At 58.9% G+C, this 26,410-nt stretch carries 22 protein-coding genes; 13 read left to right on the forward strand and 9 right to left on the reverse strand.

Features of this window, described 5'->3' with window-relative positions:
- Positions 1–60: 60 nt before the first annotated feature.
- From cysG to IAI51_RS10730, 6 genes are all read right to left on the reverse strand, one after another.
- Positions 61–1,455, reverse strand: a complete 1,395-nt coding sequence (gene cysG, locus IAI51_RS10705; RefSeq protein WP_187678459.1) for a siroheme synthase CysG — start codon at positions 1,453–1,455, stop codon at positions 61–63.
- Entirely contained in the window at positions 1,456–2,736 is a 1,281-nt protein-coding gene (gene serS / locus IAI51_RS10710; RefSeq protein ID WP_187678460.1) for a serine--tRNA ligase, read from the reverse strand.
- Positions 2,737–2,751: 15 nt separating this feature from the next.
- Positions 2,752–3,126, reverse strand: coding sequence for a fluoride efflux transporter CrcB (gene crcB, locus IAI51_RS10715; RefSeq protein ID WP_187678461.1), 375 nt, complete (start codon positions 3,124–3,126; stop codon positions 2,752–2,754).
- Positions 3,126–4,448 (reverse strand): replication-associated recombination protein A, encoded by a 1,323-nt coding sequence (locus tag IAI51_RS10720; RefSeq protein ID WP_187678462.1) that lies wholly within the window; start codon positions 4,446–4,448, stop codon positions 3,126–3,128. Before IAI51_RS10720 ends, crcB begins: the two co-directional genes overlap by 1 nt.
- 108 nt (positions 4,449–4,556) lie before the next feature.
- Positions 4,557–5,177, reverse strand: a complete 621-nt coding sequence (lolA, locus tag IAI51_RS10725; protein WP_008087013.1) for an outer membrane lipoprotein chaperone LolA — start codon at positions 5,175–5,177, stop codon at positions 4,557–4,559.
- 66 nt (positions 5,178–5,243) lie between these two features.
- Positions 5,244–7,652 carry a DNA translocase FtsK gene (locus tag IAI51_RS10730; protein ID WP_187678463.1) on the reverse strand — a complete coding sequence of 803 codons (2,409 nt, stop codon included), beginning with the start codon at positions 7,650–7,652 and terminating at the stop codon, positions 5,244–5,246.
- A gap of 503 nt (positions 7,653–8,155) precedes the next feature.
- Here IAI51_RS10730 and aat point away from each other — a divergent pair.
- From aat to infA, 3 genes are all read left to right on the forward strand, one after another.
- Positions 8,156–8,836: a leucyl/phenylalanyl-tRNA--protein transferase gene (aat, locus tag IAI51_RS10735; protein ID WP_187678464.1), complete on the forward strand. Its 681-nt coding sequence runs from the start codon at positions 8,156–8,158 to the stop codon at positions 8,834–8,836.
- Positions 8,837–8,893: 57 nt separating this feature from the next.
- Positions 8,894–9,601, forward strand: coding sequence for an arginyltransferase (locus tag IAI51_RS10740; protein WP_187678465.1), 708 nt, complete (start codon positions 8,894–8,896; stop codon positions 9,599–9,601).
- A 112-nt stretch (positions 9,602–9,713) separates the two neighbouring features.
- Positions 9,714–9,932 (forward strand): translation initiation factor IF-1, encoded by a 219-nt coding sequence (gene infA / locus IAI51_RS10745; RefSeq protein ID WP_002553999.1) that lies wholly within the window; start codon positions 9,714–9,716, stop codon positions 9,930–9,932.
- 939 nt (positions 9,933–10,871) lie between these two features.
- Here the strand turns inward: infA and clpA are convergent.
- Entirely contained in the window at positions 10,872–13,142 is a 2,271-nt protein-coding gene (gene clpA, locus IAI51_RS10750) for an ATP-dependent Clp protease ATP-binding subunit ClpA (RefSeq protein ID WP_187678466.1), read from the reverse strand.
- A 30-nt stretch (positions 13,143–13,172) separates the two neighbouring features.
- Positions 13,173–13,556 (reverse strand): ATP-dependent Clp protease adapter ClpS, encoded by a 384-nt coding sequence (clpS, locus tag IAI51_RS10755; protein ID WP_016987405.1) that lies wholly within the window; start codon positions 13,554–13,556, stop codon positions 13,173–13,175.
- Between the two features lie 224 nt (positions 13,557–13,780).
- Between clpS and IAI51_RS10760 the strand changes: the two genes are divergently transcribed.
- Entirely contained in the window at positions 13,781–14,062 is a 282-nt protein-coding gene (locus IAI51_RS10760; protein WP_187678467.1) for a cold shock domain-containing protein, read from the forward strand.
- 78 nt (positions 14,063–14,140) lie between these two features.
- On the opposite strand, the gene icd is transcribed toward IAI51_RS10760, so the two are convergent.
- Positions 14,141–15,397, reverse strand: coding sequence for an NADP-dependent isocitrate dehydrogenase (icd, locus tag IAI51_RS10765; protein WP_187678468.1), 1,257 nt, complete (start codon positions 15,395–15,397; stop codon positions 14,141–14,143).
- A gap of 481 nt (positions 15,398–15,878) precedes the next feature.
- On the opposite strand from icd, the gene IAI51_RS10770 reads away from it, so the two are divergent.
- From IAI51_RS10770 to aceA, 9 genes are all read left to right on the forward strand, one after another.
- Positions 15,879–18,104 (forward strand): NADP-dependent isocitrate dehydrogenase, encoded by a 2,226-nt coding sequence (locus IAI51_RS10770; RefSeq protein ID WP_187678469.1) that lies wholly within the window; start codon positions 15,879–15,881, stop codon positions 18,102–18,104.
- Between the two features lie 86 nt (positions 18,105–18,190).
- Positions 18,191–18,637: an NUDIX hydrolase gene (locus IAI51_RS10775; protein ID WP_187678470.1), complete on the forward strand. Its 447-nt coding sequence runs from the start codon at positions 18,191–18,193 to the stop codon at positions 18,635–18,637.
- 59 nt (positions 18,638–18,696) lie between these two features.
- Positions 18,697–19,821 carry a tRNA 2-thiouridine(34) synthase MnmA gene (gene mnmA / locus IAI51_RS10780; RefSeq protein WP_187678471.1) on the forward strand — a complete coding sequence of 375 codons (1,125 nt, stop codon included), beginning with the start codon at positions 18,697–18,699 and terminating at the stop codon, positions 19,819–19,821.
- Positions 19,818–20,441 (forward strand): high frequency lysogenization protein HflD, encoded by a 624-nt coding sequence (hflD, locus tag IAI51_RS10785; RefSeq protein ID WP_187678472.1) that lies wholly within the window; start codon positions 19,818–19,820, stop codon positions 20,439–20,441. The genes mnmA and hflD overlap by 4 nt, the downstream gene beginning before the upstream one ends.
- A 127-nt stretch (positions 20,442–20,568) precedes the next feature.
- Positions 20,569–21,939, forward strand: a complete 1,371-nt coding sequence (gene purB / locus IAI51_RS10790) for an adenylosuccinate lyase (protein ID WP_187678473.1) — start codon at positions 20,569–20,571, stop codon at positions 21,937–21,939.
- Positions 21,940–22,025: 86 nt separating this feature from the next.
- Entirely contained in the window at positions 22,026–23,195 is a 1,170-nt protein-coding gene (locus IAI51_RS10795) for a cupin domain-containing protein (RefSeq protein ID WP_187678474.1), read from the forward strand.
- On the forward strand, positions 23,188–23,613 hold the full coding sequence (locus IAI51_RS10800) for a GNAT family N-acetyltransferase (protein ID WP_034155132.1): 426 nt from the start codon (positions 23,188–23,190) through the stop codon (positions 23,611–23,613). Before IAI51_RS10795 ends, IAI51_RS10800 begins: the two co-directional genes overlap by 8 nt.
- 233 nt (positions 23,614–23,846) lie before the next feature.
- Positions 23,847–24,599 carry a secretin N-terminal domain-containing protein gene (locus IAI51_RS10805; protein WP_187678475.1) on the forward strand — a complete coding sequence of 251 codons (753 nt, stop codon included), beginning with the start codon at positions 23,847–23,849 and terminating at the stop codon, positions 24,597–24,599.
- A 476-nt stretch (positions 24,600–25,075) separates the two neighbouring features.
- Positions 25,076–26,401: an isocitrate lyase gene (gene aceA / locus IAI51_RS10810; RefSeq protein WP_187678476.1), complete on the forward strand. Its 1,326-nt coding sequence runs from the start codon at positions 25,076–25,078 to the stop codon at positions 26,399–26,401.
- Positions 26,402–26,410: the final 9 nt, after the last annotated feature.

A 26,410-nucleotide genomic window follows, 5' to 3' on the forward strand; every position in this document is an offset into this window, starting at 1 on the left:
GCTAAAAGCAAAAGATCGTCCGAAGGCTCGGGCCACGATCGGACGATCTTTTGATTTAGCTCAGACCTGCGCCTGAGCCCCTTCAAACCACGCCAGTTTCTCGCGCAGTTTCACCACTTCGCCGACGATCACCAGCGTCGGGGCATGCACTTCATGCTCCGCCACCATTCGCGGCAAATCGGCCAGCGTGCCAGTGAAGACCCGCTGATTGACCGTGGTGCCCTGCTGAATCAGTGCCGCCGGGGTATCCGCCGAACGGCCATGCTTGATCAACTGCTCACAGATCACCGGCAAACCCACCAGTCCCATGTAGAACACCAGCGTCTGCGCCGGAGCGACAAGGTCGGCCCATGGCAGATCGGTGGAACCGTCCTTCAAGTGCCCGGTGACAAAGCGCACTGATTGCGCGTAATCACGGTGGGTCAGCGGAATCCCGGCATACGCCGCACAACCGCTGGCTGCCGTAATACCCGGCACCACCTGGAATGGAATGCCGTGAGCTGCCAGCTCTTCGATCTCTTCGCCGCCCCGGCCGAAGATGAACGGATCACCGCCCTTCAACCGCACCACACGCTTGCCGGCCTTGGCCAGATCGACCAGTTGCTGGTTGATCTGATCCTGTGGCACCGCGTGATCGGCGCGACGCTTGCCGACGTATACCCGCTCGGCATCGCGACGGCACAGGTCAAGAATGGCCGGCGCGACCAAACGGTCGTACAGCACCACATCCGCTTGTTGCATCAGGCGCAAGGCACGGAAGGTCAACAAATCCGGATCACCCGGCCCTGCTCCCACCAGATACACCTCACCCGTGGTGATGTCGGCCTCGCCATCGATCTTCGCTTGCAGCAGACGCTCGGCTTCGGCGCCCTGCCCGGCCAGTTGCCGGTCGGCAATCGGGCCTTGGAATACGTCTTCCCAGAACCCGCGACGTTGCTGCACATCCGGAAACAGGTTTTTCACCTGATTACGGAAACGCGCGGCCAGCCCAGCCAGTTGGCCATAGGTGGAAGGAATCCAGGTTTCAATCTTGGCGCGAATCAAGCGCGCCAGCACCGGCGCATCGCCGCCGCTGGAGATTGCGACGATCAGAGGCGAGCGATCGACGATCGCCGGGAAGATCACGCTGCACAGGGCAGGTGCGTCGACCACGTTGACCGGCACGCAACGCCGATGAGCATCGGTGGAAACCTGGGCGTTCAGCGTTTCGTCATCGGTGGCGGCAATGATCAGCACGCAACCATCCATATCCGCCTCAACGTAACCGCGCAACAGACACTCGCCACCACTGGCGACAACCAATTCACGCAGTTGCGTTTCGATTTCAGGTGCGACCACCCGCAGCAGAGCACCGGCTTCGGCCAGCAGGCGGGATTTGCGCAAGGCAATTTCCCCCCCACCGACGACCAACACACGACTGCCGCGCAGGTTGTGAAACAGCGGCAGATATTTCATTTAGCCGATGACCTCAAGGCCACCCATGTACGGCTTGAGCACGTCCGGCACGCGGATCGAACCGTCAGCCTGCTGGTAGTTTTCCAGCACCGCAACCAGGGTACGACCGACCGCCAGGCCAGAACCGTTCAAGGTGTGTACCAACTCAGGCTTGCCGGTTTCCGGGTTGCGGAAACGCGCCTGCATGCGGCGGGCCTGGAAGTCGCCACAGTTGGAGCACGACGAGATTTCGCGGTATTTGTCCTGGCTCGGAATCCACACTTCGAGGTCGTAAGTCTTGACCGCACTGAAGCCCATGTCGCCGGTGCACAGTGCCAGGGTGCGGTAAGGCAGGCCAAGCAGTTGCAGAACTTTCTCGGCGTTGGCGGTCAGACCTTCCAGCGCTTCCATCGAGGTCGATGGCTCAACGATCTGGACCATTTCAACCTTGTCGAACTGGTGCTGGCGGATCATGCCGCGAGTATCGCGACCCGACGCGCCGGCTTCACTGCGGAAGCACGGGGTGTGCGCAACGAACTTGATCGGCAACAGTTTCGAATCGACGATTTCGCCAGCGACGATGTTGGTCAGCGACACTTCAGCGGTCGGGATCAGGTACAGATCGGCTTCGCCTTCGCGCGCGATCTTGAACAGGTCTTCTTCGAACTTCGGCAGTTGACCGGTGCCTTGCAGTGCCGGCGCCTGAACCAGATAAGGCGTGTAAGCCTCTTCGTAACCGTGCTCGTTGACGTGCAGGTTGATCATAAACTGCGCCAGGGCGCGGTGCAGACGGGCGATCGGGCCACGCAGCAGGGCAAAACGTGCGCCGGACAGCTTGGCGGCGGTTTCAAAATCCAGCCAGCCGAACTTCTCGCCCAGTGCGACGTGATCCTGTACCGGGAAATCGAAAGCAGTCGGCGTGCCCCAGCGGCGTACTTCGACGTTGTCATCTTCGTCCTTGCCGACCGGAACGGATTCGTGCGGCAGGTTCGGGATGCCGAGCAGGATCGAGTCCAGTTCGGTCTGGATCGCGTCCAGCTCGACTTTGCCGGCGCTCAATTCGCCCGCCATGCGCTCGACGTCCGCCATCAGCGGCGCGATGTCTTCGCCGCGCTGCTTGGCCTGACCGATGGATTTGGAACGCGCGTTACGCTCAGCCTGCAGTGCTTCGGTGCGGGTCTGGACGGTCTTGCGCTGTTCTTCCAGCGCTTCGATGCGCGCGGTATCCAGGGCAAAGCCACGGGAAGCCAGGCGGTCCGCTACGTCCTGAAGGTTGCTACGTAACAGTTTGGAATCGAGCATGTCGGTTTCTCGTTATCAAAGTTTGGTCAAGGACAGGCCAGCCCACGTCGCGAGCAGCCCGCCGAATACGCTGAGTGCCGCATAGCCCAGGGCCAGTAACACTTGCCCGCTTTCCAGCAGGCGCACCGTATCCAGTGAAAAGGATGAAAAAGTCGTCAGCCCCCCGAGGAAGCCGACCATCAACCCGGCACGCACCTCGATCGGTACTTCCGGGCGTATCAAAAACAGGCCGTACAACACGCCAATCAACAGACAGCCCACGATATTAACGGCCAGCGTCGCCGTATAGAAGTGCCGAGGCCAATTGGCGTTGACCCAATTGCCGGTGGCGAAGCGCAACAAGGTGCCGGCGATCCCGCCGACGGAGACCGCAACGATCAATGGAATCACTATTTTCTCCGCTGCCGAGGGCTTAAACGGTCAAGTTGGGCGAGGTGGTTGAGTTTCTCGCCGATCTTCAATTCCAGGCCGCGCGGCACTGGTTGATAGAACGGAATCGGCTCGAGCTCTTCCGGGAAATAGTCTTCGCCGGCAGCATAAGCATCCGGCTCATCGTGGGCATAACGGTATTCGTCGCCGTAACCCAGTTGTTTCATCAGTTTGGTCGGCGCGTTGCGCAGGTGCAGCGGGACTTCCAGCGAGCCATTTTCTGCGGCGGCGCGCAATGCAGTCTTGAACCCCATGTACACCGCATTGCTTTTTGGCGCGCAGGCCAGATACGTGATGGCCTGCGCCACGGCCAACTCGCCTTCCGGGCTGCCGAGGCGCTCCTGCACTTCCCACGCTGCCAGACACAGGCTCAGCGCACGCGGGTCGGCGTTGCCGATGTCTTCGCTGGCCATGCGCACTACGCGCCGGGCCAGGTACAGCGGATCGCAACCACCATCGATCATCCGCGCGAACCAGTACAGCGCGCCGTCAGGATTGGAGCCGCGCACCGATTTGTGCAAAGCGGAAATCTGGTCATAGAACGCTTCGCCGCCCTTGTCGAAACGCCGACGGGTGTCGCCGAGCAGACTTTGCAGAAGCTCGGTACCGATCTCGCTATCGTCTTCGGCCAGGTCCGAGGCGTTCTCCAGCAGATTGAGCAAGCGCCGACCATCGCCATCGGCGGCGGACAGCAGCATCTGAAAGCCTTCGTCGTTCAACCTCAGGTTGCGCTTGCCCAGGCCGCGCTCTTCGGTCAGCGCGCGATGCACCAGTTTGCGTAACGCCGCTTCGTCGAGGCTTTTCAGCACATAGACACGGGCTCGCGACAACAAAGCGTTGTTCAGTTCGAACGAAGGGTTTTCGGTGGTCGCGCCGATGAAGATCAGCGTGCCGTCTTCAACGTAGGGCAGGAACGCGTCCTGCTGGGATTTGTTGAAACGGTGCACTTCATCGACGAACAAAATGGTGCGCTTGCCGTACTGGCCGGCCTGCTGCTTGGCGATTTCAACGGCCTGACGGATCTCTTTGACCCCGGCGAGGACCGCCGAGACCGTTTCGAAGTGTGCATCCGAGACTTCTGCCAACAACCGCGCCAACGTGGTCTTGCCCACGCCCGGCGGGCCCCAGAAGATCATCGAATGCAGGGCACCCTGCTCCAGCGCCTCACGCAGGGGCTTGCCGCGAGCGAGCACGTGCTCCTGACCGACGTACTCATCCAGATTGGTCGCACGCAAACGCGCGGCCAGCGGCTGGGCAATCGGTGCACTGCGAAACAGATCCATCACGTACCGTTGAAACCTCGGTTATTACGATTTTTCAGACATGTAGGAAAACCTGTGGTGAGGGGATTTATCCCCTCACCACAAAAGCCCCATCACAGAGCCTATGCGTTATTCCTGGATAACGTCAGCGCCCTTCGGGATATCGAACTTGAACTTCGACGCTGGAACCGGCTCGTTGGCCTTCACCCCGGTGAACAGGATGTTGGTGCGCTGACCGACGCTGTCGATCAGTTGCATGTCATTGAGCAGACCGTTGCGGAACGACAGGCGCAGGTTGTCGAACAGGGTATCCTTGGTTTTCGGCTTGAGGGTGAAGTCGATCACGCCGCCCGCCTCTTTCGCGCTGATGTCGAAGCTCTGGCTGATCTTCGACACATCACCGGACAGCAGCAGCGCCGGGGTCTGGGTCAGACGCTCGTCGAGCTTCTTGATGGTTGCCTGTTCCAGATCCGGGTCCCACAGGGTGACTTTCTTGCCATCGGAGACCATGGTCTGCTCGGCCGGCGCATTGGTGTGCCAGTAGAACAGGCCCGGACGCTGCAAGGTCATGTCGCCAGTGGTTTCCTGCAACTGAGTACCGCTGCCGTCGAGGGTCAGCTGCGAGAAGTTCGCGCTCAGGGTCTTGGATGTTTCAAGCAATTGGGTCAGACGAGCCACGTCCTTGTCATCGGCGTGGGCCGTGAGTGTGGTCAAAGCAAGTACTGGCAGCAGCATGCGGATAAGACGCATGGGAGTCCTCTTGAATACTCGTGGGAAAGCGGCGGCACATCATTGTCCCGCCTGTTGCTTTTGGGGTCAGTCGCGTACCGGGCCGGGAGCCAGGACTTCACGCGAACCGTTGGTGTTCATTGATGTGACGACGCCAGCCATTTCCATGGCTTCGATCATCCGTGCGGCACGGTTGTAGCCGATCTTCAGCTTGCGCTGCACCGCGGAGATCGAAGCCCTACGGCTTTCCAGTACAAACTGCACGGCTTCGTCATACAGCGCATCGGCTTCAGGATCATCGCCGTCGCCACCACCGCTGCTGCCTTCAAAGCCGCTGCCGGCCTCTTCGACACCGTTAAGAATGTCATCGTTGTATTCCGGTGCGCCGCGCAGTTTCCAAGCCTCGACTACACGGTGAACTTCTTCGTCGGAAACGAACGCGCCGTGAACCCGGATCGGCAGGCTGGTGCCCGGTGGCATGTAGAGCATGTCACCGTGGCCGAGCAATTGTTCGGCGCCACCCTGGTCGATAATGGTCCGCGAGTCGATCTTGCTCGACACCTGGAACGCCATTCGGGTCGGAATGTTGGCCTTGATCAGACCGGTGATCACGTCCACCGATGGCCGCTGGGTCGCAAGGATCAAGTGAATACCCGCCGCCCGCGCCTTCTGTGCGATACGGGCGATCAGTTCTTCAACCTTCTTGCCGACGATCATCATCATGTCGGCGAATTCGTCGACGACCACGACGATGGTCGGCAGCTTCTGCAACAGCGGCGCTTCGTCGTGAATGCTTTCGCGTTTGTACAGCGGATCGCTCAATGGCTCGCCGGCGTCCTGGGCTTCCTTGACCTTGGCGTTGAAGCCGGACAGGTTACGCACGCCCATCTTCGCCATCAGCTTGTAGCGACGCTCCATCTCGGCGACGCTCCAGCGCAGGGCGTTGGCGGCGTCCTTCATGTCGGTCACCACCGGGCACAGCAGGTGCGGAATGCCTTCGTAGATCGACAGCTCCAACATTTTCGGGTCGATCATGATCAGCTTGGCGTCTTCCGGGCCGGACTTGAACAGGATCGACAGGATCATCGCGTTCACGCCCACCGACTTACCGGAACCGGTCGTACCCGCCACCAGCAAGTGCGGCATCTTCGCCAGATCGGTAATAACCGGTTTGCCGCCGATGTCGTGGCCCAAAGCCAAAGTGACCGGCGACTTGAAGTTGTCGTACTCGGGGGTCGACAGCACTTCGGAGAAACGCACGATCTGCCGGTCTTCGTTCGGGATCTCGATACCGACCGTGGTCTTGCCCGGAATCACCTCGACCACACGCACACTGGTCACGGCCAGGGAGCGCGCGAGGTCCTTCGCGAGGTTGGAAATGCGACTGACTTTTACGCCGGCGGCAGGCTGGATTTCGTAACGGGTAATCACCGGGCCCGGGTGAATCGAATCCACCGTGACCTCGACACCGAACTCCTTGAGCTTGATCTCCAGCAAGTGGCCGACCGCAGCCAGAGACTCCGGCGAGTAATTGAGTTGTTTCTTTTCCGCAGGATCGAGGATCGAGATCGGTGGCAAGGTACCTTCCACAGCGCTGTCGACGAACAGCGGTGCCTGCTTCTCTTTCTGTACGCGCTTGCTCGGCTCCGGCGCCTTGACGGGAGCCGGTGCAATAACCGGCGGCACCTGCTTCTCGCGGTCGGACATGTGCTTGCTCAGGGCCTGCTCACGTTCGATCAGGCGCTCCTTGACCTTGGCCTGCTCGCGCTTGTCGGTGACAGTCGGTGCGACCACATCGTGCACGCGGTCATCGACTTCACGCAGTTGCGCCACCAGTTGCTTGCGTTCGGTACGCGCTGACCACCAGCGGTTGAGCGCGCCCTGGAACAGTTCGAACAGATCGAGGGTGATCTTGCCGGTGATGTCCATCACCTTGAACCACGACAGATCGGTGAATACGGTCAGGCCGAACAGGAACAGCGCAATGAACAGCAATGTGCTGCCCTGAATGTTCAGCGCGTTTTTGGCCAGATCGCCAAGACTTTCGCCCAACGCACCACCCGCGCCGGCCGGCAGACCGGTGGCGGCGTGAAAATGAATATGCGCCAGCGCAGCGCCAGACAGCACCAAAAACACCAGACCGATCAGGCGCCAGGAAAACAGCCAGCCGCTCCACTGCCACGGTTCGTGGCGTTGGCGGAAGATCTGGTATGCCTTGATCGCCAGCAGCAACGGGAAGATATAGGCGAAATAGCCGAGCACCATGAACAAAATGTCGGCGCTGTAGGAGCCCGCCGGGCCGCCGAAATTCTGCACGTCGTCGATCTTGCTGTTGTGGCTCCAGCCCGGGTCGTCCTTGCCGTAGGTCAGCAAGGCCATCATCAGGAACAGGCACAAGGCGCCGATGGCGATCAATGCACCTTCCTTGAGTCGGTAGTGCAACTGCTGCCGCCAGAGCGGAACGACTGTTTTTGGTGCTTCGGTGGATTTCTTCAAAACGCTACTTTTCCTGCGCCCGAGGCGCGTCCATCTATTGAATGACGATAAAAAACTGCCCAATCCAGGCAGGTAAAAAAGTTGAAGGGCACAACAGAGACTACTTTTAACACTGTGCTGCCGATTTTATAAATACAGCTACAAACACGGCGCGCAGCGAATATTCTGTAACAGCCCGGCATTGTACGGGTTTGTGCGTCTGATGCCATGCTTCAAAGCCCAGTGTTGAGCATAGCCAAGCGTACAAAACCTGTGCGGCAATTTGAGCATGCATTACCTTTTGTGACAAAGGCTTATGAGGTGTATTTGATGAACGTAGCGAAGCATTGCCAGGCCGGTTGCAAGCCAGCCCGCAGCGCTCGCTTACGACCGCAACAAGCTCACCAAGTTGCAGCCCTGCCTGCGTCAAGCAGGATCGGCACGACATTCGTGTCATTTAACGGCACACTTTAGCGCGGGCCGAACAGCCCGCACCGCCCTCCCCTTCCGCAAGCCTGGATGCCATGCTGACTTGGTTACAACGCAACTCCCTGACTTTTCCGCCGCTGGAAAAGGCCATGCGCGACCCCAATGGATTGCTCGCCGCCGGCGGCGACTTGTCCGCCGATCGCCTGATTCAGGCTTATCGCCATGGCTGCTTCCCCTGGTTTTCCGAAGGCCAGCCGATTCTGTGGTGGTCGCCTGACCCACGCACCGTACTGTTTCCCGACGAACTGCATGTTTCGCGCAGCCTGGGCAAATTGCTGCGCCAGCAACGCTACCAAGTAACCTTCGATCAGGACTTCGACGCAGTGATCCGCGCCTGCGCCGCGCCACGGGATTACGCCGACGGCACCTGGATCACTGAAGCCATGCAGGATGCTTACGTAGAGTTGCACCGGCGCGGCTTCGCCCATTCTGTGGAAGTCTGGGATGAGGGCGAACTGGTCGGCGGCCTGTACGGGCTGGCGATGGGGCAGTTATTTTTCGGTGAGTCGATGTTCAGCCGTGCCGACAATGCCTCCAAATACGGCTTTGCCACGCTGGTGCGACACCTGCAAGACTCGGGCTTCGTGCTGATTGATTGCCAGATGCCGACCGATCATCTGCACAGTCTCGGCGCCCGGGCGATTCCCCGCCTCGAGTTCGCCGACTATCTGGCCCGACACCTGGATCAACCCAGTCGTGCCACTTGGGTTTGCTGAGCGACTTTTGCGCGCGTGGCTTACACTTAATTCACCAGCTTATCCCGAGGGTTGATCATGACCGAGTTGGCGCGCTTGAAGTTCTATGCCACTCAACCTCACTCTTGCAGTTATCTGCCCGAGGAGCAGGCCACGACCCTGTTTCTCGACCCGAGCCAGCCCATGGATGTGCATGTCTACGCAGACCTGTCGGAAATGGGCTTTCGTCGCAGCGGCGACCATCTGTATCGGCCTCATTGCCAGAACTGCAATGCGTGCGTGCCTGCGCGCATTCCGGTGTCGCAGTTCATTCCCAATCGCCAGCAGAAGCGCATTTTCAGGCGCAACACCGATTTGCAGGTCCGCCCGGCGAAACCCCAGTTCAGTGAAGAATATTTCGATCTGTACCAGCGCTATATCGAACAGCGCCACGCCGACGGCGACATGTACCCGCCGAGCCGTGATCAATTTTCGACTTTTCTGGTACGCGACCTGCCCTTCTCCCGTTTCTACGAGTTCCGTCTCGACGGACGGTTGCTGGCCGTAGCGGTGACCGATTTACTGCCTAACGGCTTGTCGGCGGTCTACACGTTTTACGAACCGGCCGAAGAACGCCGTAGCCTGGGACGCTTTGCCATTCTTTGGCAAATTGCCGAGAGCCAGCGCCTCGGGCTTGAGGCGGTTTACCTGGGTTACTGGATCAAGAACTGCAAAAAGATGAACTACAAGACGCAATATCGCCCCATCGAACTGCTGATTAATCAGCGCTGGGTGATCCTGAACTAAACCCAAACCCTAAACCCCTTGGCGTAAACCCCATTTTTCGGGCACAATGCACGCCGCTTTTGCCTGGCGCAGTTGCACCGGGCCATTCATTGGATACCGAGGGCTTTACTGCATGTCGAAAGAAGACAGCTTCGAAATGGAAGGCACTGTCGTCGACACCCTGCCCAACACCATGTTTCGTGTGGAGTTGGAAAATGGGCACGTCGTAACCGCGCATATTTCCGGCAAGATGCGCAAGAACTACATTCGTATTCTTACCGGTGACAAAGTGCGCGTCGAGCTGACGCCCTATGACTTGAGCAAAGGGCGCATTACTTACCGCGCTCGTTAATCAAGTCAATACAAAACGCCCGGCTTTGCCGGGCGTTTTTGTTTGTCTGCGGTTTAGGGTTTTCGTTTTTTTTTGGGGGGGCATATCCGTTGCTGCGGGTGCTGCCGCTGGCGGTTTCGCTCTTACAGCGAGTCCCTTTTTCAAACGCCAAAAAGGAACCAAAAGGCTTTTGCCCCGGCGTACGGCACTTCGCTGAGGCTCAGTGTTCCCTCGCTACGGTGTCCATCCGGGGGCATCGCCTACGGTTTGCTTCGCTGCACCTCCTCTCGATGTGTGCGGCTTCGCTGCACGGCGCTACGCGCCTAACCCCCGGATGAACACCTTCGCTCGGCCTTCCGAAGGGGCAAAAGATCAAAAGCCAGATCAAAAGTCCCTCACCCTAGCCCTCTCCCGGAGGGAGAGGGAACTGACCGAGTTGTTTGGCTGACATACATCGACGTGCGATACCGAGTTGAACTCAGGCTTTGAAAAGCACACAAATCGGCCCCCTCTCCTTCCGGGAGAGGGCTGGGGTGAGGGGCAAATCCACCACAAAATCCAAAGCCGACCACACTGTGCTCCTCACCACTCAACAGGATGAGCGTTAGCTAGGCTGCAGATCTTGATCTTGATCCACGGGCGACGTCGGCAGGCTGAGTGGAGGGATTGATCCGGGGGTGGGAGCGCAGCGACCGTTTGGCGAAGCCAAACACATCGAAAGGAGGTGCAGCGAAGCAAACCGGAGGCGATGCCCCCGGATCAATCCCGCAGCGAAGGAACCCGAGCCTAAGCGAGGGCCGTACGTCAGGGTAAAGACCTTTGGTTACTTTGGGGCGTTTGCCAAAGTGACCCGCCGTAAGGGCGGAACCCTAAGAAGCCGTTACCGCAGCAACGGATATACCCCAAAAACACCAGACAACAAAAAGGCGCCCGAGGGCGCCTTTTACTTACAACCAGCCGTCAGGCCATTTCAGCAGTAGTCTCGAAGTCGAACGTCAACTCCCCGTCCTTGATGTCGATGTGAACCACACCGCCATGCTCGGCCAGCTCGCCAAACAGAATCTCCTCCGCCAGCGGACGCTTGATCTTGTCCTGAATCAGACGCGCCATCGGACGAGCGCCCATTGCCGCATCATAACCACCCGCCGCCAGCCAGCTACGCGCCGCATCGGTGACTTCCAGGAGTACCCGCTTGTCTTCCAGCTGCGCCTGAAGCTCGGTAAGGAACTTGTCCACCACACTTTTGATGACCTCATGACTGAGGCGACCAAACTGGATAATGGTGTCCAGACGGTTGCGGAATTCCGGCGTGAAGCTCTTCTTGATCACTTCCATCGCATCAGACGAGTGGTCCTGATGGGTGAAACCGATCGAAGCGCGTGCTGCCGTTTCGGCACCGGCGTTGGTGGTCATGATCACGATCACATTGCGGAAGTCCGCCTTGCGACCGTTGTTGTCGGTGAGCGTACCGTGGTCCATCACCTGCAGCAGCAGGTTGAAGACTTCCGGGTGCGCCTTCTCGATTTCATCGAGCAGCAATACGCAGTGCGGCTGCTTGGTGATCGCTTCGGTCAACAGACCGCCCTGATCAAACCCGACGTACCCCGGAGGCGCACCGATCAGACGCGATACAGTGTGACGCTCCATGTACTCGGACATGTCGAAGCGAACCAGCTCGATCCCCAACGCCTTGGCCAATTGGCGCGCGGCTTCGGTTTTACCGACACCGGTCGGTCCGGCGAACAGGAACGAACCAACTGGCTTGTCAGGCGACTTGAGGCCGGCACGGGACAGCTTGATCGCGGTAGACAGCGAATCGATCGCCGCGTCCTGACCAAACACCGTCAGTTTCAGGTCACGCTCCAGGTTACGCAGCAGTTCCTTGTCGGAACTGGTCACGTGCTTCGGAGGAATCCGCGCGATCTTCGCCACAATGTCTTCAACCTGTGGCACTTCAATGCGCTTCACGCGTTTTTCGACCGGCTGCAGACGCTGATAGGCACCCGCCTCGTCGATCACATCGATGGCCTTGTCCGGCATGTGCCGGTCATTGATGTAGCGCGATGCCAGTTCAGCGGCAGCGCGCAACGACTCATCACTGTATTCGATGTTGTGGTGCGCTTCGAAACGCCCTTTCAGACCGCGCAGGATACCGATGGTGTCTTCCACCGACGGCTCGACGACATCGACCTTCTGGAAGCGACGCGCCAGGGCTCGATCCTTCTCGAAGATGCCACGGAATTCCTGGAACGTGGTCGAGCCGATGCAACGAATGTCGCCAGACGACAGCAGCGGCTTGAGCAGGTTCGAAGCATCCATCACGCCGCCGGACGCAGCACCCGCACCAATGATGGTGTGGATCTCGTCAATGAACAGGATCGCCTGCGGACGTTTTTTCAGTTCATTGAGCAGCGCCTTGAAGCGCTTCTCGAAATCACCACGATATTTGGTGCCTGCGAGCAGAGCACCGAGATCGAGCGAGTAGACAACGCTGTTGGCCAGCAGATCAGGCACCTGGTTGTCGACAATGCGCTTGGCCAGGCCTTCGGCAATCGCGGTTTTACCTACGCCTGCCTCGCCGACCAGCAGCGGATTGTTTTTGCGCCGACGCGCGAGAATCTGCGCGACACGCTCGACTTCCGATTCGCGGCCGACCAGCGGATCAATACGACCCTGGCGCGCGAGTTCGTTGAGGTTGCTGGCATAAGCATCCAGAGGATTGCCTGAAGAAGAAGACTCACCGCCCTCATCGTCCTGCATATCTTGTTCACCTTCAGAGTGATCGCCATGCCCCGGCACTTTGGAAATTCCATGAGCGATGTAGTTGACGACATCAATGCGCGCAACGCTCTGCTGTTTCAGCAGAAACACTGCCTGACTCTCTTGCTCACTGAAGATTGCAACCAGCACATTGGCGCCAGTCACTTCACGCTTGCCCGAGCTCTGTACGTGGAAAACAGCACGTTGCAGTACACGCTGGAAGCCCAGGGTTGGCTGGGTTTCGCGATCTTCGTCATGAACGGGGATCAAAGGCGTGGTGGAGTCGATGAACTCCTGCAGGTCGTGCTTGAGTTTGTCGAGGTTTGCGCCGCAGGCACGCAAAACGGTGGCGGCAGCCTCATTGTCCAATAGGGCCAGCAGCAGGTGTTCGACGGTCATGAATTCATGACGTTTCGAACGAGCCTCCTTGAAGGCTAGATTGAGGGTGACTTCGAGCTCGCGGTTTAACATAGCTTCACCTCATACCCAAGTGGTCGGCGATTAACCGTCCTTCTCGATTTCACAGAGTAGCGGATGCTGGCTTTCCCTGGCGTACTGGTTGACCTGCATGGCCTTTGTCTCGGCGATGTCGCGGGTAAACACTCCACATACTGCCCGCCCTTCTGTGTGGACGGCCAGCATGACCTTGGTCGCCAGCTCGCGATTCAGGTTAAAAAACACCTCGAGCACTTCGACGACGAAATCCATCGGTGTGTAGTCATCGTTGAACAAAACCACCTTGTACATCGGCGGCGCCTGTAACGCAGGCTTTGCTTCCTGAACAGCAACGCCTGCCGAATCGTCGTCGTGCTCCTCTGGAAGATCCTTTTGGAGAAGCGGGCGATCCTGATTGAATGTTAGTCGAATCTGGCTGATTGCATGCATGGAAAGAAAGGTTCGTCAGTTGTGCAAATACAGTGGTGGGGGCGGCAGCACACGTTTTCAACTCCGACTGCCCGGTCACCTTGACTATCGGGAAAACGGTGTTACAACCAATAGAGCCCACAGTGGGTAAAAAAGATCCGCGGAGTCAATCCTTTTAACGGATTAGATTGCGGATGACTTGGATGATACTCCAGCGATGGAGTCTGTTGCAGAGGGATTTGAGCATGGCTGTCGGCAAGGTGAAATGGTTCAACAATGCCAAGGGGTTCGGTTTCATTAATACCGACACCCACGAAGGTCGAGATGAGGACGGCAAAGAGATTGATTTCTTTGCGCATTACTCCGCCATCCAGATGGACGGATATAGAACCCTCAAGGCCGGGCAAGCCGTGAGTTTTGATATTGTGCAAGGCCCCAAAGGCCTGCATGCGCACAATATTAAAGCCACCGAGGCCGTGAAAGAAGCCGCTCCGGCCACCGCTCAGCAGCAATCAGTCACCAGCTGACGCAACAAAACCGCCCGCCATAAAAAAGCCGCCCGACTCGATCACTCGAGCCGGGCGGCTTCGTTACAACTGTTTTTATTACATGTGCGAAATCAGCGCATCACCGAAGCCAGAAGACGAAACCAGCTTGGCACCATCCATCAGACGTTCGAAGTCATAGGTCACGGTTTTGGCACTGATGGCGCCGTTGGTGCCCTTGATGATCAGATCCGCCGCTTCGACCCAGCCCATGTGCCGCAGCATCATTTCCGCTGACAAAATCAATGAGCCCGGGTTGACCTGATCCTTGCCGGCATACTTCGGCGCAGTGCCGTGGGTCGCTTCGAACATCGCCACGGTGTCGGACAGGTTGGCGCCCGGCGCAATACCGATACCGCCCACTTCTGCCGCCAGGGCGTCGGAGAGGTAGTCGCCGTTGAGGTTGAGGGTCGCGATCACATCGTATTCGGCCGGGCGCAGCAGGATCTGCTGGAGCATGGCGTCGGCGATGGCATCCTTGACGACAACGTTCTTGCCGGTTTTCGGATTCTTGAACTGCATCCAAGGGCCACCGTCGAGCAGGGTCGCGCCGAACTCTTCGGCCGCCACTTCGTAGGCCCATTCCTTGAAGGCACCTTCGGTGAACTTCATGATGTTGCCTTTGTGCACGATGGTCAGCGAGTCGCGATCGTTATCGACCACATATTGCAGAGCCTTGCGCGCCAGACGCTTGGTGCCCTCTAAAGAAACCGGCTTGACGCCGATGCCGCAGTTTTCGTCGAAACGGATCTTGGTGACACCCATTTCTTCTTTAAGGAATTTGATGACCTTGGTGGCTTCCGGCGAACCGGCCTTCCACTCGATACCGGCGTAAATGTCCTCGGAGTTTTCGCGGAAGATGGTCATGTCGACGTCGCCAGGCTTTTTCACCGGGCTAGGCACACCTTCGAACCAGCGCACCGGGCGCAGGCAGACGTACAGGTCGAGTTGCTGACGCAGGGCCACGTTCAGCGAGCGAATCCCCCCACCCACCGGAGTGGTCAGAGGGCCTTTGATGGAAACCACGTAATCCTTGACTGCGTCCAGCGTTTCCTGAGGCAGCCAGGTGTCCTGATCGTAAACCTGAGTGGCTTTTTCCCCGGCATAGACTTCCATCCAGGAAATCTTGCGCTTACCGCCGTATGCCTTTTGAACTGCAGCATCGACAACCTTGATCATCACCGGACTGATGTCGACACCAATGCCGTCACCTTCGATGAAGGGAATGATCGGGTTATCAGGAACATTGAGAGAATGGTCTGCATTGACGGAGATTTTGTCGCCGACGGCTGGAACCTGAATCTTCTTGTAACCCATGCTGAACTCCATTGTTTGGATTGAACATCTGGCTTGGTTCGAGCGTAACCCAGTTAAATCAACACGCAAACCCTCTGTTCACGGCGCGAGCACATCTGGTTTCGTACAAGCCTGAAAGCAAAGGGAAAAGCGCCAAACTCAAGCATTCGCGGCGACTCTACGCCTCACCTTGCCCTGCGACCTTTAGACCAATGGACGAGAATCGTTGCATATGAACCATCGGCAGATTGCCAGCTACCTATGTATAATGCCGCCCGCTGACCAAAGGGTCACGACGGCTGGCCTCTCTAGAACGAGACTTTCCGCCTGATTGGTTGAGCTGTTACCGCAGCCCGACCGCTTGACGCTCTACTGATGCACCCAACATCACCGCGAAGAATCTCGACATTCGGTTCATGGATGACTTTGAACGAACGCGCTTACCCGGCGCCCCTCGAGTTTCTGCGCACGCTTTAGCAAAGAAGAGAGAGTTAATCCGAATATGCCCACCCGCTCGAAGATCATCTATACCTTCACCGACGAAGCCCCAGCCCTCGCCACCTATTCCCTGCTGCCGATCATCGAGGCTTACACCGCCTCGGCCGATATCGCCGTGGAAACCCGCGATATCTCTCTTGCAGCGCGCATTCTGGCCAGCTTCCCCGAGCAACTGGGCGAAAAAGCCGTAGCCGACCACCTCGCCGAACTGGGCGACCTGGCCGTTACGCCTGAAGCCAACATCATCAAGCTGCCGAACATCAGCGCTTCGGTGCCACAGCTGCAAGCCGCAATCAAAGAGCTGCAAGCTCAGGGTTACAACCTGCCGGATTACCCGGAAACCGTGACCAGCGACGCCGACAAAGACGCCAAGGCGCGTTACGACAAGGTCAAGGGCAGCGCCGTGAACCCGGTTCTGCGCGAAGGCAACTCCGATCGTCGCGCTCCGCTGTCGGTCAAGAACTACGCACGCAAGCACCCGCACAAAATGGGCGCCTGGGCCAAAGACTCCAAGTCCCACGTCGCGCACATGAGCACCGGCGATTTCTACGGCAGCGAAAAAGCTGCCCTGATCGACGCCGCTGACGCTGTGAAGATCGAACTGATCGCCAAAGACGGCACCGCTACCGTCCTGAAAGAAAAAACCACCGTTCAGGCTGGCGAGATCCTCGATTGCGCCGTGATGAGCAAAAACGCCCTGCGCGCGTTCATCGCTGCTGAAATCGAAAGCGCCAAGGCTCAAGGCGTGCTGCTGTCGGTTCACCTGAAAGCGACCATGATGAAGGTCTCCGACCCGATCATGTTCGGCCAGATCGTTGCCGAGTTCTATAAAGACGCACTGGCCAAGCACGCTGACGTGCTGGCCCAGATCGGCTTCAACCTGAACAACGGCATCGGCGATCTGTACGCTCGCATCAAGGCCCTGCCGGCCGAGCAACAGGCACAGATCGAAGCTGACATGGCAGCGGTCTACGCCGCCCGTCCGTCGTTGGCGATGGTCAACTCCGACAAAGGCATCACCAACCTGCACGTGCCGAGCGACGTTATCGTCGACGCCTCGATGCCAGCGATGATCCGTGACTCCGGCAAGATGTGGGGCACCGACGGTCAGTTGCACGACACCAAGGCTGTGATCCCGGATCGTTGCTACGCAACCATCTACCAGGCCGTGATCGAAGATTGCAAAGCCAATGGCGCATTCGATCCGACCACCATGGGCAGCGTGCCAAACGTTGGCCTGATGGCGAAGAAAGCCGAAGAGTACGGCTCGCACGACAAGACCTTCCAGATCAAGGCTGACGGCGTGGTTCGCGTGACCGACAGCAAAGGCACCCTGCTGATGGAACAGGCTGTTGAAGCCGGCGACATCTTCCGCATGTGCCAGACCAAAGACGCACCGATCCAGGACTGGGTCAAACTGGCCGTCAATCGTGCTCGCGCCAGCAGCACTCCAGCTATTTTCTGGCTGGACCCAATGCGCGCTCACGACGGCGTAGTGATCGAGAAAGTTCAGGCCTACCTGAAGGATCACGACACTGCGGGTCTGGACATCCAGATCATGGCGCCGGTCGACGCAATGAAGTACACCCTGCAGCGCACTCGCGAAGGCAAGGACACCATCTCGGTGACCGGTAACGTACTGCGCGATTATCTGACCGACCTGTTCCCGATCATGGAACTGGGCACCAGCGCCAAGATGCTGTCGATCGTGCCGCTGATGAACGGTGGCGGCCTGTTCGAAACCGGCGCCGGCGGCTCGGCTCCGAAGCACGTGCAGCAACTGGTCGAAGAGAACTTCCTGCGCTGGGATTCGCTGGGTGAATTCCTGGCTCTGGCGGCATCCCTCGAGCATTTGGGTGTGAACTACAACAACCCGAAAGCGCTGGTTCTGTCCAAGACTCTGGATCAGGCTACTGGCCAGTTCCTCGACAACAACAAGTCGCCATCGCGCAAAGTCGGCAACATCGACAACCGCGGCAGCCACTTCTACCTGGCGATGTACTGGGCTCAGGCCCTGGCAGCCCAGACTGAAGACGCTGCACTGCAAGCGCAGTTCGCGACTCTGGCCAAGACTCTGACCGAGAACGAAGCAACCATCGTTGCCGAACTCAACGCCGTTCAGGGCAAGCCAGTGGACATCGGCGGTTACTACCACGCCAATGCCGAACTGATCAGCAAAGCCATGCGCCCAAGCGCAACCCTCAACGCGGCGATTGCTGCGCTGGTTTAAGGTTGTAAAGGGAACATCACAAACCCCGGCCTGGTGCCGGGGTTTGTGTTTTCAGGCAAAGATAGACAGAAGACAGAGGAATCCCTATGGACTGGCTCCCCCACATCACCGTCGCCACCATCGTCGAAGACAACGACCGCTTCCTGATGGTCGAAGAGCACAAGGCCGGCCGTAACGTGCTCAACCAGCCCGCCGGCCACCTGGACCCGGATGAAACCCTGATCGAAGCCGCCGTGCGCGAAACCCTCGAAGAAACCGGCTGGGACGTCGAACCAACCGGCGTGATCGGCATTTACCTGTATACCGCGCCAAGCAACGGCGTGACTTATCAACGTGTTTGCTTCTCCGCCAAGACCATAAAACACCATCCGGACTACCAACTCGACGACGGCATCCTCGGCGCCAAGTGGCTGACTCGCGACGAATTAATCGAGCAGCGCGACAACTGGCGCAGTGAGCTGATCATCCGCTGCATCGATGATTACCTGGCCGGCCATCACTTCGGCCTCGAACTGATCCGCCCTTCTCTTTAGCCTTGAGGCCGTGAGCCTGATAGAATCGCGTCCTTTTTCAAGACACTCATTGAATCCCTATGCGTGATCCAGCCCCTTCTGACACATCCAAGAAGCGCGTCATTGTCGGCATGTCCGGCGGCGTGGACTCTTCCGTTTCCGCTCTCCTGCTGATCGAGCAGGGCTATGAAGTGGAAGGCCTGTTCATGAAGAACTGGGAAGAAGACGACGGAACGGAATACTGCACCGCCATGGACGATCTGGCGGATGCCCAGGCCGTGTGCGACAAGATCGGCATCAAGCTGCACACCGCCAACTTTGCCGCCGAGTACTGGGACAACGTGTTCGAGCACTTCCTGGCCGAATACAAGGCCGGGCGCACGCCGAACCCGGACATCCTGTGTAACCGCGAAATCAAGTTCAAGGCGTTCCTCGACTACGCCATGATGCTCGGCGCCGACCTGATCGCCACCGGCCACTACGTGCGCCGCCGCGACATCGATGGCCGCACCGAACTGCTCAAAGGCCTCGATCCGAACAAGGATCAAAGCTACTTCCTGCACGCCGTCGGCGGCGAACAGATCGCCAAGACGCTGTTCCCGGTCGGCGAACTGGAAAAACCGGAAGTGCGCGCAATTGCCGAGAAGTACGAGCTGGCCACCGCCAAGAAGAAGGATTCCACCGGAATCTGCTTCATCGGCGAGCGTCGCTTCAGTGACTTCCTCAAGCAATACCTGCCGGCACAACCGGGCGAGATCAAGACCACCGAAGGCGAAGTCATCGGCCGTCACCACGGCTTGATGTATCACACCATCGGTCAGCGTCAGGGCCTGGGCATCGGCGGCTTGAAGGATGCCGGCGACGAGCCGTGGTACGTGCTGCGCAAGGATCTGGACAACAATGAACTGATCGTCGGCCAGGGCAACAACCATCCATGGCTGTTCTCCAGCGCCCTGCTCGCTTCGGAAATCTATTGGGTCAACCCGATCGACCTGAGCCAGCCGCTGCGCTTGACCGCCAAAGTGCGCTATCGCCAAAGCGATCAGGCCTGCACTCTGGAAAAAACCGCAAGCGGTTACCGCGCCGTATTTGACGAGCCGCAGCGCGCGGTCACGCCGGGCCAGTCGGTGGTGTTCTATGACGGTGAAGTCTGCCTCGGTGGCGGTGTGATCGAAGTCGCCGAGCCGTGGAGCGGTCAGGCATGAGCCCGACTCAGGAGCAACTGACGGCGCTGGGCGGCGTGTTTCTCGCGGCCGTACTGGTTGACCGGATCGCCAAGACTGGCCAGACCAACGAGGCCGGCCTGAGCTGCATGCTCGGCAGCCTGCTGGTGCGCGACCCGAAAGACACGCTGGACGTGTACGGCGGCGACGATATCAACCTGCGTGAAGGTTACCGGGCGCTGATCGGCGCACTTGAACGCGACCCAAGCACTTTGCAGCGCGAGCCACTGCGTTATGCCCTGTCGATGCTCGGTCTTGAGCGCCAACTGGCCAAACGTGGCGACCTGCTCGACACGATCGGCAAGCGCTTGCCGCAGATCCAGTCGCAGGTCGAGCACTTCGGCCCGGCCCACGAAAACGTGGTTGCCGCGTGCGGCGCGCTTTATCAGGACACTTTGAGCACTCTGCGCCAGCGGATTCAGGTGCATGGCGACATGCGCAACCTGCAGCAGCCGAGCAACGCATCGAAAATCCGCGCCTTGCTGCTCGCCGGCATCCGTTCGGCGCGCCTGTGGCGTCAACTCGGCGGCCATCGCTGGCAGTTGGTGGTCAGCCGCCGCAAGCTGCTCAAAGAGCTGTACCCGTTGATGCGCAGCGAGTAAATCGCCGCGCAATAAAAGCTTTGTAGTCTGTAACGCGTAATACGCCGGTCAGTTGGCAACGGACCGGCGGATTTTTTCATGTATGATACGCGCCCCATTTCGTTGCCCGACTGTCCGAGAACACCCCATGCAGCTCTCTTCGCTCACTGCGGTTTCCCCTGTTGACGGCCGCTACGCCGGCAAAACCCAGGCCTTGCGCCCGATTTTCAGCGAGTACGGCCTGATCCGTGCCCGCGTTCTGGTTGAAGTGCGCTGGCTCCAGCGCCTGGCCGCCCATACCGGTATCCCGGAAGTGCCAGCCTTCTCCGCCGAGGCCAACGCCGTTCTCAATGAACTGGCTGAAAACTTCGCGCTGGAGCACGCCGAGCGCGTCAAAGAGATCGAGCGCACCACCAACCACGACGTCAAAGCGATCGAATACCTGCTCAAAGAGCAGGCGGCCAAACTGCCGGAGCTGGCCAAGGTCAGCGAGTTCATCCACTTTGCCTGCACCAGCGAAGACATCAACAACCTGTCCCACGCCCTGATGCTGCGCGAAGGCCGTGACGACGTGATGCTGCCGCTGATGCGCCAGACTGCCAACGCCATCCGCGAACTGGCCATCCGTTTCGCTGACGTGCCGATGCTGTCGCGTACCCACGGTCAACCGGCTTCGCCGACCACTCTGGGTAAAGAACTGGCGAACGTGGTTTACCGTCTCGAGCGTCAGATCGCTCAAGTCGCTGCCGTACCGCTGCTGGGCAAGATCAACGGCGCTGTCGGCAACTACAACGCCCACCTGTCGGCCTACCCGCAAATCGACTGGGAAGCCAACGCCCGCGCCTTCATCGAAGACGAGCTGGGTCTGGGCTTCAACCCGTACACCACGCAAATCGAACCGCACGACTACATCGCCGAGCTGTTTGACGCCATTGCGCGCTTCAACACCATCCTGATCGACTTCGACCGTGACATCTGGGGCTACATCTCCCTGGGTTATTTCAAGCAGCGCACCATCGCTGGCGAAATCGGTTCGTCGACCATGCCGCACAAGGTCAACCCGATCGACTTCGAAAACTCCGAAGGCAACCTGGGCATCGCCAACGCGCTGTTCCAGCACCTGGCGAGCAAACTGCCGATCTCCCGCTGGCAGCGCGACCTGACCGACTCCACCGTACTGCGCAACCTCGGTGTCGGCTTCGCCCACAGCGTGATCGCTTACGAAGCCAGCCTCAAAGGCATCAGCAAACTGGAGCTCAACGAGCAGAAGATTGCCGCTGACCTCGACGCTTGCTGGGAAGTCTTGGCTGAGCCGATCCAGACCGTGATGCGTCGCTACAACATCGAAAACCCGTACGAAAAGCTGAAAGAACTGACCCGCGGCAAGGGCATCAGCCCTGAAGCGTTGCAGACTTTCATCGACGGCCTGGACATGCCAGCCGCAGCGAAAGCCGAGCTGAAACAGCTGACCCCGGCCAACTACATCGGCAACGCTGTAGCGCAAGCCAAACGCATCTGATCGACCGCTTGAACCGTTTGAGACGCCCGGCCGCGCCGGGCGTTTTTATTCCCGTCTGAAAAGTGCTTTTTTTCAATAGGTTACATATGAATTCCGATATTCCTCTTCAACTTCTGGGCGGCATCACGGCGCGCGAATTCCTGCGCGACTACTGGCAGAAAAAGCCACTGCTGATCCGCCAGGCGATTCCTGACTTCGAAAGCCCGATCGACGCCGACGAACTGGCCGGCCTGGCCCTGGAAGAAGAAGTCGAATCGCGCCTGGTCATCGAGCATGGCGAGCGCCCATGGGAACTGCGACGCGGCCCGTTCGCTGAAGACGAATTCAGCAAGCTGCCGGAAAAAGAGTGGACTCTGCTGGTTCAGGCAGTCGATCAATTCGTACCGGAAGTCAGCGAACTGCTGGAAAACTTCCGTTTCCTGCCGAGCTGGCGCGTCGACGACGTGATGATCAGCTTCGCAGCCCCAGGTGGCAGCGTCGGCCCGCACTTCGACAACTACGACGTGTTCCTGCTGCAAGGTCACGGCAAGCGCAACTGGAAAATCGGCCAGATGTGCGACTCCGAGAGCCCGCTGCTGCAACACGCCGATCTGCGCATCCTCGCCGAATTCCACGAAACCGAAGAGTGGGTTCTGGAACCAGGTGACATGCTTTACCTGCCACCGCGTCTGGCCCACTGCGGCGTCGCCGTGGATAACTGCATGACCTACTCGGTAGGCTTCCGCGCCCCGAGCGCGTCTGAAGTGCTGACCCACTTCACCGACTTCCTCAGCCAGTTCCTGACCGACGAAGAGCGCTACACCGACGCCGACGCGCAGCCAGCGGCCGATCCGCATCAGATTCAGCACGATGCGCTGGATCGCCTGAAAAGCCTGCTCGCCGAACACATGAGCGACGAGCGTCTGCTGCTGACCTGGTTCGGCCAGTACATGACCGAGCCACGCTACCCGGAACTGGTAGCCGGCCCGGAAGAAGTCGAAGAAGAAGACTTCCTCAGTGCTCTGCAAGATGGCGCCGTGCTGATCCGCAACCCGAGCGCGCGCCTGGCCTGGTCGGAAGTCGATGACGATCTGCTGCTGTTCGCCAGCGGCCAGAGCCGTTATCTGCCGGGCAAACTGCGCGAGCTGCTGAAGCTGATCTGCGCCGCCGACGCCTTGCACACCGACAACCTTGGCGAGTGGCTGAACGACGAAGACGGTCGCGGCCTGCTGTGCGAACTGGTCAAGCAAGGCAGCCTGGGGTTCGCTGATGAATAAAATTCGCGTACGTGTCGCAGACTGGCAGAAGGACATCGCCGAGATCCGGCGCATTCGTGAAACGGTGTTCATCGCCGAACAATCGGTGCCACCCGAGCTGGAATGGGACGCCGATGACGCGACCGCTGTGCATTTCCTGGCATTTGAGGGCGACTTTCCGATCGGCACTGCGCGTCTGTTGCCCGATGGGCACATTGGCCGGGTTTCCGTGCTGAAAGACTGGCGCGGCATGAAGGTCGGCGACGCGCTGATGCAAGCGGTCATTGCTGAAGCAGAAGAGCGCGGACTGAAGCAGCAAATGCTCAGCGCTCAGGTGCAAGCCACGGCGTTCTACGAGCGCCTGGGTTTCAGCCTGGTCAGTGAGGAGTTCCTGGAAGCAGGGATTCCGCATGTCGATATGGTTCGCCATTCGGCATGACCCCTGACCTGATCGTTCCCACGCTCTGCGTGGGAATGCCTCTCGGGACGCTCCGTGTCCCTTGCGGCATGTGACGCAGAGCGTCACTGGCTGCATTCCCACGCGGAGCGTGGGAACGATCACGCCCCGCCATTTTCTGATGTCGGGGCGTTTTGCTGTCTACGATTCAACTTGCCCCACCCCGGGCCGACAAACTGGCAATATCAAGCCTTTCGAAAGCGGAGATAACGGACATGTCCCTACGCACCCTGCTCACCACCCTGCTGCTCGGCTGCAGTTTTTCGGTGATGGCAGCCACAGAAATCGTCCCCCTCAAGTACCGCACCAGCACCGACATGCTGCCGATGGCGCAGGATTTCCTCGGTAAGGATGGCCAGGTCAGCGCCTATGGCAACCAACTGATCGTCAAGGCGGAGCCGGACAAGATTCAGGAACTCAAGGCGTTGCTGATCCAACTCGACACCGCGCCGAAACGCCTGCTGATTACCGTCGACACCAACGAAAACAATGGCCGTGGCGACGAAGGTTATTCAGTCAACGGTGCGCAGACCCGCATCATCAGCCGCAGCACCGCCAGCCGTGACGGCGGCATTCAGCAAGTACAGGCCAGCGAAGGCGCTCCGGCGCTGATCCAGGTCGGCCAGAGCGTGCCGATCACCAACAGTCAGACCAACTCCTACGGCGATTACAGCAGCCAAACCCAATACCGCAACGTCACTCAGGGTTTTTACGTCACCGCGAGCGTCACCGGCGACATCGTTCATCTGGCAATCAGTACCAACCGTGACCGCATGAGCCAGGAACGTCCCGATGTAGTGAACGTGCAAAGCACCGACACAACCGTCAGCGGGCGCCTCGGCGAGTGGATCACTCTAGCCGGCGTCAATCGCCAGACTCAGGCTGACAAACAGGGCCTGGCCCGCAGCTACTCGACTCAAGGCCGGGATGACATGACCCTGCGGGTGAAAGTCGACAGCCTGGACTAAAGCACCGAAAACTGACTGATTAGTCGTATTAGACGAAAGATGTAGTGCTTTAAAAAAAGCACTACAAAACGTTTGACGAGCCAAAAAAGCGAAGGCATGATGGCCTCGCTCCCGCTAATCAGAGGCCCTGGCAAGGGCCTTCGAAGCGCTGTTCGCATCTACCCCGCGAACCGTTTCGTGTCTGTACCGCCCACAAGGTGTGTTTGACGAGGTTGCCGACTGGAACGAAGTTGTCCCGAGGGACGGAAGCGTAATTAGGTAACCCGGCATCACACTGTAGTTCGTATAAAGGCCCACGACGCCCGAATGCGCCCGCCAGTTTCGCCTTTACCTGCTCACTTCCCCTCGAGCTCATCGTTCATCCCGTCGCCTACCCCGCCGAATCCGACTTGACCACCTAAGCTTCTGGTCAGCGAGCGCAGGAATTTTCCACCGCAGAACAACTTTTCATAAAAGACGCGACGAGGTTTATCTCCATGGCACTGACACGCGAACAGCAAATTGCAGCCCTTGAAAAAGACTGGGCTGAAAACCCGCGCTGGAAAGGCGTGACTCGCACTTATTCCGCTGCTGACGTCGTCCGTCTGCGTGGCTCGGTTCAACCTGAGCACACCTTTGCGAAAATGGGCGCCGAGAAGCTGTGGAACCTGGTAACCCAGGGTGCCAAGCCGTCCTTCCGCCCAGAGAAAGATTTCGTCAACTGCATGGGCGCCCTGACCGGCGGCCAGGCTGTTCAGCAAGTCAAAGCCGGTATCCAGGCAATCTACCTGTCGGGCTGGCAGGTAGCTGCGGACAACAACTCCGCCGAATCGATGTACCCGGACCAGTCGCTGTACCCGGTGGACTCGGTGCCAACCGTGGTCAAGCGCATCAACAACTCGTTCCGTCGCGCTGACCAGATCCAGTGGAAAGCCGGCAAGAACCCGGGCGACGATGGCTACATCGACTACTTCGCGCCGATCGTGGCTGACGCTGAAGCCGGTTTCGGCGGCGTACTGAATGCTTACGAGCTGATGAAGAGCATGATCGAAGCAGGCGCCGCCGGCGTTCACTTCGAAGACCAACTGGCTTCCGTGAAGAAATGCGGCCACATGGGCGGCAAGGTTCTGGTGCCAACCCAGGAAGCCGTACAGAAGCTGACCGCAGCGCGTCTGGCAGCTGACGTTGCCGGTACTCCGACCATCATTCTGGCCCGTACCGACGCTAACGCTGCTGACCTGCTGACTTCCGACTGCGACCCGTACGACCAGCCGTTCGTGACTGGCGAGCGCACCCAGGAAGGTTTCTACAAGGTACGTGCCGGTCTGGATCAAGCGATCGCCCGTGGCCTGGCATACGCGCCGTACGCCGACCTGATCTGGTGCGAAACCGCCAAGCCGGATCTGGACGAGGCTCGTCGCTTCGCTGAAGCGATCAAGAAGGAATACCCGGACCAACTGCTGTCGTACAACTGCTCGCCTTCCTTCAACTGGAAGAAAAACCTGGACGACGCGACCATCGCCAAGTTCCAGCGCGAACTGTCCGCCATGGGCTACAAGCACCAGTTCATCACCTTGGCCGGCATTCACAACATGTGGCACAGCATGTTCAACCTGGCGCACGACTACGCCCGTAACGACATGACTGCCTACGTGAAGCTGCAAGAGCAGGAATTCGCTGACGCCTCCAAGGGTTACACCTTCGTGGCTCACCAGCAGGAAGTGGGCACCGGCTACTTCGATGACATGACCACCGTGATTCAGGGTGGCTCGTCCTCGGTAACCGCACTGACCGGTTCGACCGAAGAAGAACAGTTCCACTGATCTGCTTCA

It is taken from the genome of Pseudomonas sp. N40(2020), assembly GCF_014472415.1.
In the GTDB taxonomy this organism is placed as follows: Bacteria; Pseudomonadota; Gammaproteobacteria; order Pseudomonadales; family Pseudomonadaceae; genus Aquipseudomonas.